At 74.9% G+C, this 16,084-nt stretch carries 13 protein-coding genes; 5 read left to right on the forward strand and 8 right to left on the reverse strand.

Annotated elements, in window-relative coordinates:
• Nucleotides 1–211: 211 nt before the first annotated feature.
• Nucleotides 212–943: an oxidoreductase gene (locus E8D37_RS07075; RefSeq protein WP_136569096.1), complete on the reverse strand. Its 732-nt coding sequence runs from the start codon at nucleotides 941–943 to the stop codon at nucleotides 212–214.
• 73 nt (nucleotides 944–1,016) lie between these two features.
• On the opposite strand from E8D37_RS07075, the gene E8D37_RS07080 reads away from it, so the two are divergent.
• The 5 genes from E8D37_RS07080 (at nucleotide 1,017) to E8D37_RS07100 (ending at nucleotide 6,128) form a co-directional block, all read left to right on the forward strand.
• Nucleotides 1,017–2,063 (forward strand): class I SAM-dependent methyltransferase, encoded by a 1,047-nt coding sequence (locus tag E8D37_RS07080; protein ID WP_136569097.1) that lies wholly within the window; start codon nucleotides 1,017–1,019, stop codon nucleotides 2,061–2,063.
• Between the two features lie 10 nt (nucleotides 2,064–2,073).
• Nucleotides 2,074–3,303, forward strand: coding sequence for a histidine kinase (locus tag E8D37_RS07085; RefSeq protein WP_346763584.1), 1,230 nt, complete (start codon nucleotides 2,074–2,076; stop codon nucleotides 3,301–3,303).
• Between the two features lie 112 nt (nucleotides 3,304–3,415).
• Entirely contained in the window at nucleotides 3,416–4,138 is a 723-nt protein-coding gene (locus E8D37_RS07090; protein WP_346763585.1) for a LytTR family DNA-binding domain-containing protein, read from the forward strand.
• A 10-nt stretch (nucleotides 4,139–4,148) separates the two neighbouring features.
• Nucleotides 4,149–4,526 carry a hypothetical protein gene (locus E8D37_RS07095; RefSeq protein ID WP_136569099.1) on the forward strand — a complete coding sequence of 126 codons (378 nt, stop codon included), beginning with the start codon at nucleotides 4,149–4,151 and terminating at the stop codon, nucleotides 4,524–4,526.
• Nucleotides 4,527–4,589: 63 nt separating this feature from the next.
• Nucleotides 4,590–6,128, forward strand: coding sequence for a cation acetate symporter (locus tag E8D37_RS07100; RefSeq protein ID WP_206055626.1), 1,539 nt, complete (start codon nucleotides 4,590–4,592; stop codon nucleotides 6,126–6,128).
• Between the two features lie 260 nt (nucleotides 6,129–6,388).
• Here the strand turns inward: E8D37_RS07100 and E8D37_RS07105 are convergent, their stop codons facing one another.
• The 7 genes from E8D37_RS07105 to E8D37_RS07135 all read right to left on the reverse strand — a co-directional run bounded on the left by E8D37_RS07105 (nucleotide 6,389) and on the right by E8D37_RS07135 (nucleotide 15,999).
• Entirely contained in the window at nucleotides 6,389–7,240 is an 852-nt protein-coding gene (locus E8D37_RS07105) for a siderophore-interacting protein (protein WP_136569100.1), read from the reverse strand.
• Nucleotides 7,241–7,325: 85 nt separating this feature from the next.
• The gene (locus E8D37_RS07110; RefSeq protein ID WP_136569101.1) at nucleotides 7,326–8,015 is read right to left on the reverse strand and encodes a CbiX/SirB N-terminal domain-containing protein; all 690 of its coding nucleotides are present in this window, start codon (nucleotides 8,013–8,015) and stop codon (nucleotides 7,326–7,328) included.
• A complete protein-coding gene (locus E8D37_RS07115) occupies nucleotides 8,012–9,172 on the reverse strand; it encodes a uroporphyrinogen-III synthase (protein WP_240770254.1) in 1,161 nt (386 codons plus the stop codon). Before E8D37_RS07115 ends, E8D37_RS07110 begins: the two co-directional genes overlap by 4 nt.
• 32 nt (nucleotides 9,173–9,204) lie before the next feature.
• Nucleotides 9,205–9,573, reverse strand: coding sequence for a nitrite reductase small subunit NirD (gene nirD / locus E8D37_RS07120; protein WP_136569102.1), 369 nt, complete (start codon nucleotides 9,571–9,573; stop codon nucleotides 9,205–9,207).
• Nucleotides 9,570–12,143, reverse strand: coding sequence for a nitrite reductase large subunit NirB (gene nirB, locus E8D37_RS07125; protein ID WP_136569103.1), 2,574 nt, complete (start codon nucleotides 12,141–12,143; stop codon nucleotides 9,570–9,572). Before nirB ends, nirD begins: the two co-directional genes overlap by 4 nt.
• A gap of 260 nt (nucleotides 12,144–12,403) precedes the next feature.
• Entirely contained in the window at nucleotides 12,404–13,930 is a 1,527-nt protein-coding gene (locus E8D37_RS07130) for an FAD-dependent oxidoreductase (protein ID WP_240770255.1), read from the reverse strand.
• Nucleotides 13,927–15,999, reverse strand: a complete 2,073-nt coding sequence (locus tag E8D37_RS07135; RefSeq protein ID WP_136569104.1) for a molybdopterin oxidoreductase family protein — start codon at nucleotides 15,997–15,999, stop codon at nucleotides 13,927–13,929. The genes E8D37_RS07130 and E8D37_RS07135 overlap by 4 nt, the downstream gene beginning before the upstream one ends.
• Nucleotides 16,000–16,084: the final 85 nt, after the last annotated feature.

Consider the following 16,084-nt stretch of genomic DNA (forward strand, 5'->3'; position numbering starts at 1 on the left):
GCCCAAGGCACCACAACGGTTGCTCACACACCGCCACCCCGCACCAGGCCGACCAGCGGTGCCACAGCAACCCACCGCGACACCACAACGGTTGCTCACACACCGCCACCCCGCACCAGGCCGACCAGCGGTGCCCCACCAACCGACCCCGACACAGAACCGGTTGCTCACACACCGCCCACCCAGCACCCAGCGGGCACCGAGCACCAGGTCAGTCAGCAGCCCGCCGGAGCGGCGAGGCCTCGGCGGCGGCGGCGTACGCCTGCGCGCAGTGCAGCAGCCAGGCGTGGACGCCGGGCTGGCCGCCGTCCCGGAAGCCGTCGAGTCCCTGCAGGTAGGCCGCCCGGAGGAGCAGGTGGCCGGCCTCGGGGACGACGAGCGACTTCTCGTCGACGCCCCGGGCGACGAGGACGAGTCGCTCGACGGCCCGGGCGACGATCGCGTCGTGGCTGCCGAAGGGGGCGAGGGTGGCCAGCTCGCCGTGGACGACGGCCGCGACGACGAGGGCGGGCGCCTGGGTGGGCGCGGTGAGCAGCTGGGCGAGGCCGCGCAGGCGGTTGGCGGCCTCGGCGTCGCGGGGGCGGCCGAGCTCGTCGTCGGGACGCTCGCCGGCGGCGGCGAGGGCGTGCAGCCGGGCGAACGCCTGGAGGGGGGTGCTGCGCAGCACGGGCGCGAGCGCGAGCAGCTCGGTGGAGACCCGCAGTGCGGCGAGGGCGGCCGGGTCGTCGGCCTCCCCGGCGCGCATCTCGGCGAGGGTGGCGGGCGACCCGTCGAGGGCGGCGGACGCGTGGGCGCCGCGCAGCAGCGACTCGGCGGTCGTCTCCGGGCTGGTGCGGCGCAGGCCGCGGTCGCGCAGCACGACGTCCACCGCGTCGCGCGCGGCGACGAAGGCGCTCGGGACGCCCTCCAGGGCGAGCAGCGGGGCCAGCGGGTCGGCACTCACCCGGGCAGGCTACCCACGGGACGGCCGCGCGCCGCCACCGGAGACCCCCGGCCCGCGGCTAGCATCCTCATGCATGAGCCAGCACGAGTCCTTCGCGCGATCCTTCGGGTCCGTCGCCGCGGCGTACGACCGCGGCCGACCCGGGTACCCGCGCGCCGCGGCCGCCTGGCTGGTGGGCGAGACGCCGTGCCGCGTCCTCGAGCTGGGGGCCGGCACCGGTCAGCTCACCGAGCAGCTGGTCGCGCTCGGCCACCACGTCGTCGCCACCGACGTCGACCCCGCCATGCTCGAGCTCCTCTCCGCCCGCCTCCCCGACGTGCCCGCCGAGATCGCCGCCGCCGAGCGCCTCCCCTTCGCCACCGCCTCCTTCGACGTCGTCGTCACCGCCCAGGCCTTCCACTGGTTCGACGCCGAGGCGGCCCTGCCCGAGATCAGCCGCGTGCTGGTGCCCGGCGGCCGCTTCGCCGCCGTGTGGAACGCGTTCGACACCCGGGTTCCCTGGGTGCGTCGGCTCAGCCGGATGCTCGGGGACGCCGAGCAGCGCGACGACCTGGCCGACCCGCTGCTCGCCAGCCCGCTGCTCCAGGAGCACGAGGCCGCGGAGCACCGCCACTGGCACGTCGTCGACGAGCGCTCGCTGCTCGACATGGCGGCCAGCCGCTCGGGCATCTCCACGCTCGGCGACGCGGCCCGCGAGCGGGTGCTCGCCGACGTCCGCGAGCTCTACTCCGGGTACGGCCGCGGCATGGACGGGATGCAGCTCCCGCTGGTCGCCCGCTGCTTCGTCTCGCAGGCCGCGCCGCGTCCGCCCGAGCCGGAGCCCGCCCCCGAGCCCGCCCCCGAGCCCACCCGCGAGCCCGTCCTCGAGGCGGCAGACACCCCCGAGGCCCGCCCGACGGAGGCCGGGACGACGGAGACGGGCACCCACACCCACGCGGACGACCTCGAGGACACCCAGTCGTGGCACCCCGACGAGTGGGACGAGAAGCCTCCGGCCGCGGAGCGCGACGACCGCATGGTCATCACGACCGGCAGCCTCCCGCGCATCGAGGTGGCCCTCGGCTCGGCGCCCCAGGCGGCGCTGCCCGACGAGGGCCTGCTCCTCATCGACCTGCGCTGACGGTCCGCCCGTGAGCCCCCAGCCCGACGAGGACGGCCAGGCCGGCCAGGCCGGCCCGGCCGGCCAGCAGCCCGGCCTCGAGGGCCACCCCGACGACGCCGTGCCGCCCCTGCCCCCGCGGCGGCGACTCGGCGCGTGGCGGCGCCGTCACCTCGGCACGGACGCCGAGCACGCGACGTTCCGGACGCTGCACACCGCCTCGCTGGCGGCGCCGGCGCTGCGCGCGGGGCTCTCCCGGAGCAGCGCCGAGGCCGCCGTCCGGCACCTGCGTGCCCTGCTCGACGCGCCCGCCATGGCCGTCACCGACACCGCCGGCCTGCTCGCGTGGGACGGCGCCGCCTACCACCACGCCCAGCACGTCCCGGCGATCGTCGCCGCGACGCTCGAGCGGGAGGGGCCACGCGCCTTCGACCGGCGCGACCTGCGCTGCACCGTCCGCGACTGCGAGATCCGCTCGGCCGTGGCGAGCCCGCTGGTGGTGGAGGACCGGGTCGTCGGGACGCTCGTGGTCTTCGACGTCTTCGCCGGCGCCGGCCTGGCCCGCACCACCGAGGAGGTGGCCCGTTGGGTCTCGGGCCAGCTCGAGCTGGCCGAGCTGGACTCCTCCCGCACGCGGCTGATGGAGGCCGAGGTCCGGGCGCTGCGGGCGCAGATCAGCCCGCACTTCATCTTCAACTCCCTCGGCGCGATCGCCAGCTTCGTCCGCACCGACCCCGAGCGTGCCCGCGAGCTGCTCCTGGAGTTCGCCGACTTCACCCGCTACTCCTTCCGCAAGCACGGCGAGTTCACGACGCTGGCCGAGGAGCTGCGCTCGGTCGAGCAGTACCTCCTGCTCGAGCAGGCCCGCTTCGGCGAGCGGCTGTCCGTCACGCTCACCATCGCCCCCGAGGTGCTGCCGGTCGCCATCCCCTACCTGTGCCTCCAGCCGCTGGTGGAGAACGCGGTGCGGCACGGCCTGGAGGGGCAGCCGGAGGGCGGCCACATCCGCATCTCCGCGCGGGACGCGGGGCTGGACTGCGTGATCGAGGTCGACGACGACGGGGCCGGCGAGGACCCCGAGCACATCGCCCGGGTCCTGGCCGGCGACCACGAGAACGACTCCGTGGGCATGGGCAACGTCGACGGCCGGCTGCGGGCCACCTACGGCGAGGACTTCGGGCTGGTCGTCGAGACCGCCCGGGGCGCCGGCACGAAGGTGATCGTCCGGGTGCCGAAGTTCGCCCCCGGCGTCCTCGCGTGACGTCCGTCGCACGAGACCCCTGGCGCGCAGCGCGCGGGTGCGGCAGGGTGACGCGGTGCGGAGGGTCCCGGGAGGCGGGCCCCCGCACCGGTGTCGGGGGAGGAACGTGCGCGTGGCGGGTCTGAAGGTGCTGGTCGTCGACGACGAGAGGCCCGCGCTCGACGAGCTCACCTACCTGTTGGGCCAGGACGAGCGCGTCGGGCAGGTCCTCGGGGCGTCCTCGGCCACCGACGCCCTGCGCGTGCTGCGGGAGACCGCCGTGGACGCGGTCTTCCTCGACGTCCAGATGCCCGGCCTCTCCGGCCTCGAGCTCGGCGAGCTCCTGGGCAACTTCCGGACCCCGCCCCGGATCGTGTTCGTCACCGCCCACGAGGAGCACGCGCTGCGGGCCTTCGACCTCCAGGCGGTCGACTACGTCCTCAAGCCCGTGCGGGCCGACCGCCTCGCCGAGGCGGTGCGCCGCGTCGGCGGTCCCGCGGAGGCCCCGGCGCCGCCGACCGACGTCCAGATCCCCGTGGAGCTGGGCGGCGTGACCCGGTTCGTGCAGCGCAGCGCGATCACGCACGTGGAGGCCCAGGGCGACTACGCCCGCCTGCACACGGGCGCGGGGTCGCACCTGGTCCGCACGCCGCTCACCGCGCTGGAGGAGGAGTGGGGCCCCGCCGGGTTCGTCCGCATCCACCGCTCCCTGCTGGTGGCCATGCAGCACGTCACCGAGGTGCGGATGGAGGCAGGACGCTGCTCCGTGGTCATCACCGGGGGCACCGAGCTCGGGGTGAGCCGTCGGCACACCCGCCAGCTCCGCGAGCGGCTCGCGCGCCGCACCCAGGCGTGAGGCCGGGCCGGTGACCGCCGAGCGGCCGCAGCGCGTCCGGGTGACCGGTCCCCCGCGCCGGCGTCCGCCCCGACCCCGCACGCGGGAGGTGGACGCCGAGTCCCGCCTCGGGTCGCTGTACGTGCGCGCGCTGGTGCGCGAGCAGCTGTGGCTGGGGGTGCGCACCCTCGGGGTCCTCGCGATCGGCCTCGGGACGCTGCCGCTGTTGTTCTGGGCGCTGCCGTGGCTGGCAGGCGTCCGGCTGCTGGGCATCGCGCTGCCCTGGTGGCTGCTCGGCGTCGTCCCCTACCCCCTCCTCGTGCTCGCGGCCTGGCGGTTCGTGTGGCGGGCCGAGCGCAACGAGGACACCTTCGCCGAGCTGCTGCGGGAGCTGGACGATGAGCGCTGAGCGCACCCCGGCCGCCTGCCGGCCCGCGGACCGGCCCCCGTGCCACCCGCGGGAGGACCGGCCGTGACCGCCGCCGTGTGGCCCGGCGCCGTCGGGGTGGCGCTGGTCGTGGTCACCACCCTCGGGATCGGCAGCCTCGGGCTGCGGCTCTCGCGCACCACCAGCGACTTCATGGTGGCCTCGCGCAGCGTCCCCGCGTTCACCAACGCGGCGGCGATCAGCGGCGAGTACCTCTCGGCGGCCTCGTTCCTCGGGGCGGCGGGGCTGCTGCTCACCTTCGGCGCGGACATGCTCTGGTACCCGGTCGGCTGGACCGCCGGCTACCTCGTCATGCTCGCGCTGGTCGCGGCCCCGCTGCGCCGCTCGGGCGCCTACACGCTCCCCGACTTCGCCGAGGCCAGGCTGGACTCCGCCCAGGTGCGGACCATCTGCTCGGTGCTCGTCGTGGCGATCGGGTGGCTCTACCTGCTGCCGCTGTTCCAGGGCGCCGGCGTCACGCTCGGCGCCGCCCTCGGCCTGCCGACGTGGGTGGGGCCGGCGGGCGTCGCCTCGATCGTCCTCGTGAACGTGACCGGGGGCGGGATGCGCTCGATCACGCTGGTCCAGGCGTTCCAGTACTGGTTCAAGCTCACCGCGCTGCTCGTCCCCGCGATGGTCATGCTCGCCGTCTGGCTCGACGACGGCCGACCCGACGCCGCGGCGCTCGGCCGGACCGACTTCCCGACCGACGTCCTCGCCTGGTCCGACCCGCTCGCCGCCGGCGGCTCCCAGGGCCTCTACCTCACGTACTCGCTCATCGCCGCGACGTTCCTCGGCACCATGGGGCTCCCCCACGTGGTGGTCCGCTTCTACACGAACCCCGACGGCCGCACCGCGCGGCGCTCGACCCTCCTCGTGCTCACGCTGCTCGGGCTCTTCTACCTGATCCCGCCGGTCTACGGCGCCCTCGGCCGGGTCTACGCCCCCGAGCTCGCGGCGGCCGGCGAGTCGGACCTCCTCGTCCTGCTGCTGCCGCGGCTCGTGGTCCCCGGGCTGGGCGGCGACGTCCTCACCGGCCTCGTGGTCGCCGGCGCGTTCGCCGCGTTCCTCTCGACGTCCTCCGGCCTCGCCATCGCGGTGGCGGGCGTCCTCGGGCAGGACGTCACGGGCCGCACGTGGGCCGGACGGCGGCTCGGCGGCGTCGCAGCGTTCCGGCTGGGGTCGGTCATCGCCGTCGTCGTGCCCGCGGCTGTGGCCCTGGGCGAGCCGAGCGCCGGGGTGGCGACCACTGTGGGGCTGGCGTTCGCGATGGCCGCCTCGACCTTCGCGCCCCTGCTGCTGCTCGGCATCTGGTGGCGGCCGCTCACCCCGGCCGGCGCCGCCGCGGGGCTGGTGACCGGCGGGGTCGGCTCCGGCCTGGCCGCGCTCGTCACGCTCTACCTGGACGGCACGGCCGGCTGGGTCGGCGTCCTCACCGCCCGGCCGGCGCTGTGGAGCATCCCGCTCGCCACCGCCGTGATGGTGGTCGTCAGCCTGCTCACCCGTCAGCCCGAGGCGCCCCACGTCCGACGGTTCATGGTCCGACTGCACACCCCCGAGGCGCTCGACCTCGACCGGGGCTGAGTCCGGGGGTTCCCCGGCGGGCTGCTCCGCGGGGCGGCTCGGGACGTCATACGAACCGTCCGTGGGACGCGCCCAGACGTATGACGTCCCGCCCACCGGCCCCGGACGTCATACGAACCGGCCGTGGGACGCACCCGGACGCATGACGTCCCACCCACCGGCCCCGGACGTCATACAAACCGGCCCTAGGACGCACCCAGACGTATGACGTCCCCCCACCGGCAGCGGGGAGCAGCAGGGAGGGGGAAGGACAGCGGGGGTCAGTGCGCGGCGTGGTGCTCGTCGTCCCCGAGGCGCCAGTAGCCCTTCGCGACGTGCGTGGTGACACCGAGGACCGAGAACCGCGCCTTCGCCGGGGCCACGATCGACTGCTCGGCGGCCACGAAGGCGAACCCAGCGGCGGGGTCGCCGGGCGGGGTCCAGCTGGTGACGGCCTCGGCGAGCGCCGCGGTGGAGCCGGTGGCGACGTCCGCGTCGACGAGGACGCGCAGGCTCGCCCCGGCCGGGAGCACGAGCTCGTCGGACACCATCGCGGCCTCCTCCTCACCGGCCACGAGCACGAGGACCGTCGTGGGCGCGCCGGCGGTGGCGGCGAGGTGGCGGCGGATCGCCGGGAGGGCGGTGAGGTCGCCCGCAAGCAGGTACCAGGCCGGCGTGCCCTCGATGAGCATCGACCCGCGCGGCCCACCCACGGCCACGGTGTCGCCGGGCTGCGCGCCGACCACCCAGTCCGAGGCGTGGCCGCCGGCGTGCACGACGAGCTCGAGGGTGAGGGTGGCGTCCTCGCCGGTGCCGCCCCAGGCCACCGGGGTGTACTCCCGGGAGACGGGGCGCGGCTGGCCCGGCGCGGGCTGGACGGGTCCGTCCGGGCCGATCTCGGGCAGGACGAGCACGCCGTCGGCGCCGGGGGCGAAGAACCGCAGGTGGTCGTCGGCGCCCGCGGAGGTGAAGCCCTCCAGCTCGGCGCCGCGCAGCACGAGGCGGACGTAGCGGGGCGCCTCGGCGGTGCCGGCCAGGGTGGTCACGGACTCGACCGTGGCCACCCGGCGCACCAGCTCGGCGCGGCGGCGGACCAGGGAGAGCGGGGTCTGGGCGTCAGCGACAGTGGTCATGGAGTAAGGCTTACCTTATTCGGAGGTTACCTCTCTAGTGTGGGCCCGGACTCACAGCCGACGCCCAGGCACGCGCCCACACCCCTCAGACCGACGTCGCGGCCCCCAGCAGCGCGGCGGCCCGCCCGGCGACCACGTCCACGGCCGTCGGGTGGGTCCCGAGGACGTCGGCCACCGGCCCGGCCCCGGCGGCCGCCGCGGCCTCGGTGACCCGGCGGGAGAACAGCCCGGGGCTCAGCAGGTAGAGCGAGACCGCGTCCCCCGGCTGCAGCACCTCCTCGGGGCGCTTGCCCAGCCCCGCGAGGGTGGCCAGCCGGACCTCGGCGCCCCAGCCCTCGATGAGGTGCCGGGTCGCGGCACGCAGGTCACGCCAGCCGAGCGGGTCGGTGGAGCCGGCGGCCACCATCGTCACCGGCTGGCCGGGCCGGGCGCCCGCTTCGAGCAGCCGGTCGACCTGCGCCAGCGCGAGCTGCGGGTCGGGCCCGAGCGGGCGGCCGAGCGCGACGTCCGCGCCGGCGGGGGCCAGGGCGCACGCCTCCGGCAGGTCGTGGCGGACGTGGTAGCCCGTGGACAGCAGCAGCGGGACGACGGCCACCGGACCGCTCACGGTGCGCATCACGTCGGAGAGCAGCGGCTCGGAGAGCTCGACGTAGGCGGCGACGGCCTCCACGCCCAGCCGCTCGGCCGCGGCGGCGGTGAGCCGGCGCGCGACCTCGTTGCCGCCGGCCCGGCGGGTGCCGTGGGCGACGGTGACGAGGCGGGGCGCTGCGGTCACACCTCCACCGCCAGGCGGTAGCCGCGCTTGACGACGGTCTGGACCGCGCGGGTGCCGAGGGCGGCCCGGAGCCGGGCCACGGCCATCTCCACGGCGTGCTCCGAGCCCGCGGTGCCGGAGGGCAGCTGGGCCAGGAGCGCCCGGCGGGGCACCACGTTGCCCGGGTTCGCCACGAGGGCGGCGAGGACCGCCATGGGGGCCGGGGACAGCTTGACCTCGGTGCCGTCGAGCAGCACGGACTCGCCGTGCATGAGCAGCTGGTGCCCACCCACGAGCTCCAGCGAGAGGCCCTGCCGCCGCGAGGGCAGGTCGGACTCCATCAGCTTGATCATGGCCGCCATCCGCGAGCGGTCCGGCGGATAGATGGTCGGCACGCCCCACAGCTCGAACGCGGCCGCGGTCACCGGGCCGACGCAGACGGCCACGACGTCCGCCTGGAACGCGCTGACGACGTCGTCGCGACGCCCCACGGAGGTGGCGGCGTCCATGAGGGCGGCGACCGCGGGGGCGGAGGTGAACGTGACGGCGTCCAGCTCGAGGTCGGCGATGCGGTCGACGAGGGCGAACATCGGCGTCGGGTCCTCAGCGGTCACCGTGCGGTAGACGGTCACGACGGTGACGTCCGCGCCCTGGCGGCGCAGGGCGTGGGCGACCATCGAGAGCGACTGGCCGTGCTCCTGCACGACGATCCGCTTGCCGGTGAGGTCGCGGCCGCGCAGGTGGTCGAGGACGTCCTCGAAGAGCTCCGACTGCGGCGACCACAGCTCGCGCAGGCCGACGGCCCGCAGGGCGCCCACGGCCTTGGGGCCGCGGGCGAGGATCTCGGCCGGCCGCAGGGCGCGGACGAGCGCCTCGTCCAGGCCCCACTGCTGGGCCTGCTCGATCCAGGCGCGCATGCCCACGCCGGTGGTGGCGAGGAACATGTGCGGCGGGTTCGCGATGACCGCCTCGGTGGCGGGGCGCAGCTGCGCCTCGTCCACCCGGTTGGGGTCGCTGGAGAGGGCGGGGGCGAGGACGACCTCGGCGCCGCGCCGCTCGAGCAGGGCGACCTGCTCCTCGTTCTTGCGGGCGGCGGTCACGCCGATCCGGAAGCCCGCGAGCGAGCCCGTCCGGGCGCCCGCGTCCTCCGCCGTGCCCTCGACCAGACCCTCGACCACCGGCTCCCCCTCGGGAATCGAGCCGGCGCAGTTCACGCCGGCGTGCGCTTCGCCCCCACGAGCACGACACCGGCGTCGACCTTGACGTCCCAGGTGTCCACCCGCACTGCCTCGTCGTCGAGGCACACCCCGTCGGAGAGGCGGAAAGGCTGCTTCAGCATCGGCGAGGCCACGAAGGGCACCCCGCCTCGGGTGCCCACGATGCCACGGGAGAGCACCGAAGCACGAGCGAAGGGACACACGTTGGACAGCGCGTGCACCTCGTCGAGGTGGTCACGGAAGATCGCCACGGCCTCGCCGCCCACCAGGGCGGCCACGCCGCCCTCGGCGGGGACCTGCTCGAGGCGGCAGACCTCGGTCCACTCCTCGGTCTCGGTGCGGTCGGGAAGGATGGCGGTCATCGCGGGCCTCCGACGGGGATCGTGGAGCCGAGGACGACCGGCTCGTCGTGGTTGACCGGGCGGATCTGGTCCCGCTCGGTGGTGAAGCTGATGTTCGGGTCCGGGACGCCGGGGGCGTTGACGAAGGAGACGAACCGAGAGAGCTTCTCCGGGTCCTCCAGGGTCGCCTTCCACTCGTCGAAGTAGGACGCCACGTGGCGGTCCATCTCGCGCTCGAGCTCGGAGCCGAGGCCGAGGACGTCGTCCACCACGACCGCCTTGACGCGGTCGAGACCGCCGTCGAGGGAGTCGATCCACGGCGCCGTGCGCTGGAGCCGGTCGGCGGTGCGCACGTAGTACATGAGGAACCGGTCGAGGTAGCGGACGAGGGTCTCGTCGTCCAGGTCGCCGGCCAGGAGCTGGGCGTGGGCCGGGGTAGCGCCGCCGTTGCCGCCGACGTAGAGGTTCCAGCCCTTGTCGGTGGCGATGACGCCGAAGTCCTTGCCGCGCGCCTCGGCGCACTCGCGGGCGCAGCCGGAGACGCCGCCCTTGAGCTTGTGCGGGGAGCGCAGGCCGCGGTAGCGCAGCTCCAGCCGGATGGCCATGCTCACCGACTCCTGGACGCCGTAGCGGCACCACTCGGAGCCGACGCAGGACTTCACGGTCCGCAGGGACTTGCCGTACGCGTGGCCGGACTCGAAGCCGGCGTCCACGAGGCGACCCCAGATGAGCGGGAGGTCCTCGAGCCGGGCACCGAACATGTCGATGCGCTGGCCGCCCGTGATCTTCGTGTAGAGCCCGAAGTCGCGCGCCACCTCGCCGATCACGATGAGGCCCTCGGGCGTCACCTCGCCACCGGGGATGCGCGGGACGACGGAGTAGGTGCCGTTCTTCTGGATGTTGGCCAGGAACGCGTCGTTGGTGTCCTGGAGGCCGCGGTGACGCCCCTCCAGCACGTGCTCGTTGAACTGGCTGGCCAGGATCGAGGCCACGGTGGGCTTGCAGATGTCGCAGCCGCGGCCGGTGCCGTGCGCCTCGAGGACGTCGGCGAAGGTCCGGTAACCGTGGATCGCGACGATCTCGAACAGCTCGGAGCGGGACACGGCGAAGTGCTCGCACAGCGCCCGGTTGACCTCGCGCCCGGTCTTGGCGAAGTGGTCCTCGATGATCGCCTTGACGCTGGTGACGCAGGAGCCGCAGGTGGTGCCGGCGTTGGTGCACTTCTTGACCGAGGCCACGTCCTCGCAGCCGTCGTGCTCGACGGCGTGGACGATGTCGCCCTTGCTCACGTTGTTGCAGGAGCAGATCTGCGCCTCGTCGGGCAGGGCGGCGACGCCGGAGCCGGTCGAGCCGCCGCGCGAGGCGGGGAGGATGAGCTCCTCCGGGTTCTCCGGCAGCGGGATGCCGGAGGAGACCATCGGGCGGAGGAGGCCGTAGGCGGCGGCGTCGCCGACCAGGATGCCGCCGAGGAGGCGGGAGCCGTCCTCGGTGACGACGAGCTTCTTGTAGACCCCGGCGACGGCGTCGGAGTAGACGAGCTCGAGGGAGCCCTCGGTGGTCGCGAAGGCGTCGCCGAAGGAGGCGACGTCGACGCCGAGGAGCTTGAGCTTGGTGGACATGTCGGCGCCGGTGAAGCGGCCCGGGCCGTCCAGGAGGGCGTCGACGACGACCTCGGCCATGTCGTAGCCCGGGGCCACCAGGCCGTACATGCGGCCGGCGGGGGCGGCGCACTCGCCGATCGCCCAGATCCGCTCGTCGGAGGAGTGGCACTGGTCGTCGACCAGGACGCCGCCGCGGTCGGCGACCTCCAGGCCGCACTCGCGGGCGAGGAGGTCGCGGGGGCGGATGCCGGCGGAGAAGACGACGACCTGGGCCTCGACGGGGGCGGCGTCCTTGAGCGCGAGCCCGTTGACGCGGCCGGCCTCGTCGGCGGTGATCGCCTCCGTCATGACGCCGGTGTGGACGCTCACGCCGAGCTTCTCGATGTGCCGCACCAGCGTGCTGCCGCCCGCCTGGTCGAGCTGGACCGGCATGAGGCGCGGCGCCATCTCGACGACGTGGGTCTGCAGGCCGAGCTGGACGAGGGCGTTGGCCGCCTCGAGGCCGAGCAGGCCGCCGCCGATCACGATGCCGGACGTCGCGGTGTGCGAGGCCTCGCGGATGGCGTCCAGGTCCTCGATCGTGCGGTAGACGAAGACGCCCTCGTGCTCGCGACCCGGCACCGGCGGGACGAAGGGGGCCGCGCCGGTGGCGAGGACCAGCTGGTCGTAGGCCACCGTGGTCTCGGTGCCGCAGACCTTGTCCCGCGTCGTGACGGTGCGGGCGTCGCGGTCGATCGCCACGACCTCGGTGGAGAGCCGGAGCTCGACCGCGTCGTGGTCGTAGCTGCCGCCCGGCAGCAGGGAGAGCTCCTCGGCGCAGGTGGCGGAGAAGTAGGACGTGAGGGCGACGCGGTCGTAGGCCGCGCGGGGCTCCTCGCCGAGGACGACGACGTCGTACCGCTCGGTCAGGCCACGCTCGATGGCGGCCTGCACCAGGCGGTGGCCGACCATGCCGTGGCCGACGACGACCAGGCGCTCACGCTGACTCATGGTTCCTCCAGAGGTCCCTGCGACGGGGAAGACGGGTGGGTGCTGCGACTACTACTCTGCGGGGCCGGGATTGCCCGTCCGTCACGCTTCCGCGCACGTCCGGTGACACTTCCCTCACCGCCTCACGGGCCTCACGGACTCACGTCCGCGACCTCACGGCCTCACGGTCCAGACCGGGCTGGTCCGGGCTCCGGGATGAGCCGAGAAGTGCCCTCTGACCTGCAAGGACGCTGCGGGGCGGCCGGCGCCGGGTCGAGCCGTCAGGAGACCGGCTGCGGCTGCGAGGAGGCGCCGAGCCGCTCGGCCAGGAGGTCCTTGCAGGCCCCGGCGCACCCGCCGCAACCGGTGGTCGCGCGGGTGGTCGTGCGGACCTCCTCCAGGGAGGAGCAGGCCCGGATCGCGCCCGCGGTCACGCCGGCGCAGGCGCAGACCTCGGCCTCGTCGGGCAGCACGGTCGGCGTGGGCACGACGTCGGGCAGCAGCAGGTCGCCCGGCTCGAGCATCCCGAGCTCCGTGCCGTGATCGTAGTACTGCGTGATGAGCCCGACGCGGGACAGGTCGCCGACCAGCGAGGCCGCCACGATCCGGCCGTCACGCACCACCAGGTGGCTGTGCTTGCCGGTGATCGGGTTGGACACCTCGACGTCCTCGCCCTCGGCGTTGACGGGGTCGCCGAGCACCGCGACGTCCAGGCCGGTGGCGCGGAGCCGCGCGACGACCCGGGAGCCCTCGTGCCGGACGTCCTCGCCGCACAGGCGGCGCGCCAGGATGCCGGCCTGCTCCCACGCGGGGGCGACGAAGCCGTGGACGACGCCGCCGTGCTGGGCGCAGTCGCCGATCGCGTGGATGCGCGGGTCGGTGACCGAGGCGAGGGTGTCGTCGACGACGATCCCCCGGCGCACCTCGAGGCCCGCACCACGGGCGAGCGCCGTGGACGGCCGGCCGCCGGAGGTGAGGACGACGAGGTCTGTCTCGAGCACGAAGCCGTTGTCGAGCTGCAGGCCGACGGGGCCGTCCCCGTCGGCCACGGGGCCGCTGGGGGGCTCGACGAGCCGGGTCACGCGCGCGCCGGTGTAGACGGTGGTGCCCAGCCGCTCCAGGCTGCGGCGCAGGACCTTGGCGCCGGACTCGGAGACCTGGCGGGAGAGCAGGTGGTCGGCCGCCTCGACGACCTCGACCGTGAGGCCGCGCAGCGAGAGCGCGCGGGCCACCTGGAGGCCCAGGAGGCCCCCGCCGACGACCACGACGCGGGCCTTCGGGTGGGCCCCGACGGCCGCCTCGAGGCCCTCGCAGTCGGCGACGGAGCGGAACGCGTGGACGCGCGGGTGCAGCGAGCCGTCGTGGCGCACGAGCCCGCGCATCGGCGGGAGGGTCGGGATCGAGCCGGTGGCGAGCACGAGCTTGTCGAAGCCGATGGTGGTGCCGTCGACGAGCATGACGTCGCCGTAGTCGCGATCGACCGTGAGCACGCGGGAACCCAGCCGGAGGTCGACACCGTGCTCGGCGAACCAGTCCTCGCTGCGCAGCGTGATCGCCTCGCGGTCGTGGGTGCCCTCCAGCACCGCGGAGAGCAGGATGCGGTTGTAGGACGGGACCTGCTCGTCCCCGAGCACCGTGACGTGCCCCGGGTAGCCCTGCGCCACCAGCTGCTCGACCAGGCGGGTGGCAGCCATGCCGTTGCCGACGACGACGAGCCGCTCGCGGCCGTCCTCGCGCGCCCCGGGCTGGTGCTGCCGGGCCGCGCTCACGGGAGCACCAGGGGCGGTGGGAGCGGGCTGGGTGTTCACGAGACCTCCACGGAAGCGGCGCAGACCTTGAACTCCGGCATCCGGCTGGCCGGGTCGAGCGCGTCGTTGGTGAGCCGGTTGACCCCGAGCCAGTGGAAGGGGACGAACACGGTGTCGGGTCGGATGGTGGTGACCACCCGCGCAGGGGCCTGGACGCTCCCGCGGCGGGTGGAGACGGTGACCTGCTCGCCGTCGGCGGTGCCGAGCCGACGGGCCAGGAGGGGGTGCATCTCGACGAAGGCGCCGGTGTCGGGCAGCTCGCGGATGCGGCGGGTCTGCGCCCCCGACTGGTACTGGGCCAGCACCCGGCCGGTGGTGAGGTGCAGCGGGAAGGCCTCGTCGATCGGCTCCGCGGTCCCGCGGTGCTCCACGACGTGCATCTTCGCGCGGCCGTCCGGGTGGGCGAAGGCCTCGGTGAACATCCGCGGGGTGCCCGGGTGGGTGGCGTCGGGGCACGGCCAGAAGACGCCCTTCTCGGCCTCGATGCGCTCGTAGGTGATGCCCGCGTAGTCGGCCTTGCCGCCGGCGGAGGCCCGACCGAGCTCCTCGAAGACCTCCTCGGGGTCGGTCGAGAAGGCGATCGGCGCCTTGAGGCGCTCGGCGAGGCCGGCGACGACGTCGAGGTCGGAGTGGACGCCGCGGGGCGGTGCGACCGCCTGGCGGCGCAGGATGACCCGGCCCTCCAGGTTGGTCATGGTCCCGGTCTCCTCGGCCCACTGGGTGACGGGGAGGACGACGTCGGCCATCGCCGCGGTCTCGCTCATCACGATGTCGCAGACGACGAGGAGGTCGAGGCTCGCGAGGCGCTGCTCGACGTGGGTGGCGTTGGGGGCCGAGACGACGATGTTGGAGCCGTGGACGAGGAGCGCCTTCGGGCCGTCGTCGGTGCCGAGCGCGTCGAGCAGCTCGTAGGCGCTGCGTCCGGGGCCGGGCAGGCTGTCGGGGTCGACGCCCCACACGCCGGCGACGTGCGCGCGGGCGGCGGGGTCGACGAGCATCCGGTAGCCGGGGAGCTGGTCGTTCTTCTGGCCGTGCTCGCGGCCGCCCTGGCCGTTGCCCTGGCCGGTGAGGCAGCCGTACCCGGCGTGCTCGCGGCCCGGCAGGCCGAGGGCGAGCGCCAGGTCGATCCAGGCCAGGACGGTGTCGGAACCGGTGGCGTGCTGCTCGGCACCGCGCGCGGTGAGCACCATGACCTTGCGGTGGGAGACCAGGAGGTCGGCCAGGGCGCGGAGCTCCTCGGCGGCCACGCCGGTGACGCGCTCGACCCGCTCGGGCCACCAGGCGGCGACGGAGTCGGCGACGGCGGCGAAGCCGTTCGTGCGGGCCTCCACGTACGCGGTGTCGACGTGGCCACCGGCGATCACCAGGTGCAGCAGCCCGAGCGCCAGGGCGAGGTCGGTGCCGGGGACGGGCTGCACCACGACGTCCGCGCGCTCGGCGGTGGCGGTCACCCGGGGGTCGATGACGACGACCTTGCCGCCGTTCTCCCGGCAGCGGTCGAGGTAGCGGGCGGCCGGCGGCATCGTCTCGGCCATGTTGGAGCCGACGAGGACGACGACCTCCGCCTGCGCCACGTCGGAGAGCGGGAAGGGCAGGCCGCGGTCGACCCCGAACGTGCGGGTGCCGGCGGACGCGGCCGAGCTCATGCACCACCGGCCGTTGTAGTCGATCTGGCTGGTGCCGAGGGCGACCCGGGCGAACTTGCCGAGCTGGTAGGCCTTCTCGTTGGTGAGGCCGCCGCCGCCGAAGACCGCGACGGCGTCCTTCCCGTGCTCGTCCTGGATCGTGCGGAGGCGGTCGGCGACGTGGTCGAGGGCCTCCTCCCACGTGACGGCCGTGAGCGCTCCGGTCTCCCGGTCGCGCACCAGCGGGCTGGTGAGCCGCTCGCGCGAGCCGCGGAGGCCGGCCGAGGTCCAGCCCTTGCGGCACAGGCCGCCCTCGTTGACCGGGAAATCCTCCCAGGGGAGGACCTCCAGCGTGGCGCGCCCCTCGGCGCGGCCGGGCTGGAGCGTCATGCCGCACTGCAGGGAGCAGTAGGGGCAGTGCGTGCGGGTCTGGGTGCCGGTCACGGGGAGCCTCCTGGACGGAGCAGACAGGTGGACGGGTGGTCCTGGCGGGTGCAGCGGAGGTGCTGCGGGGGTGCTGCGGGGGTGC

Source organism: Nocardioides sp. GY 10127 (assembly GCF_004919085.1).
GTDB lineage: Bacteria > Actinomycetota > Actinomycetes > Propionibacteriales > Nocardioidaceae > Nocardioides.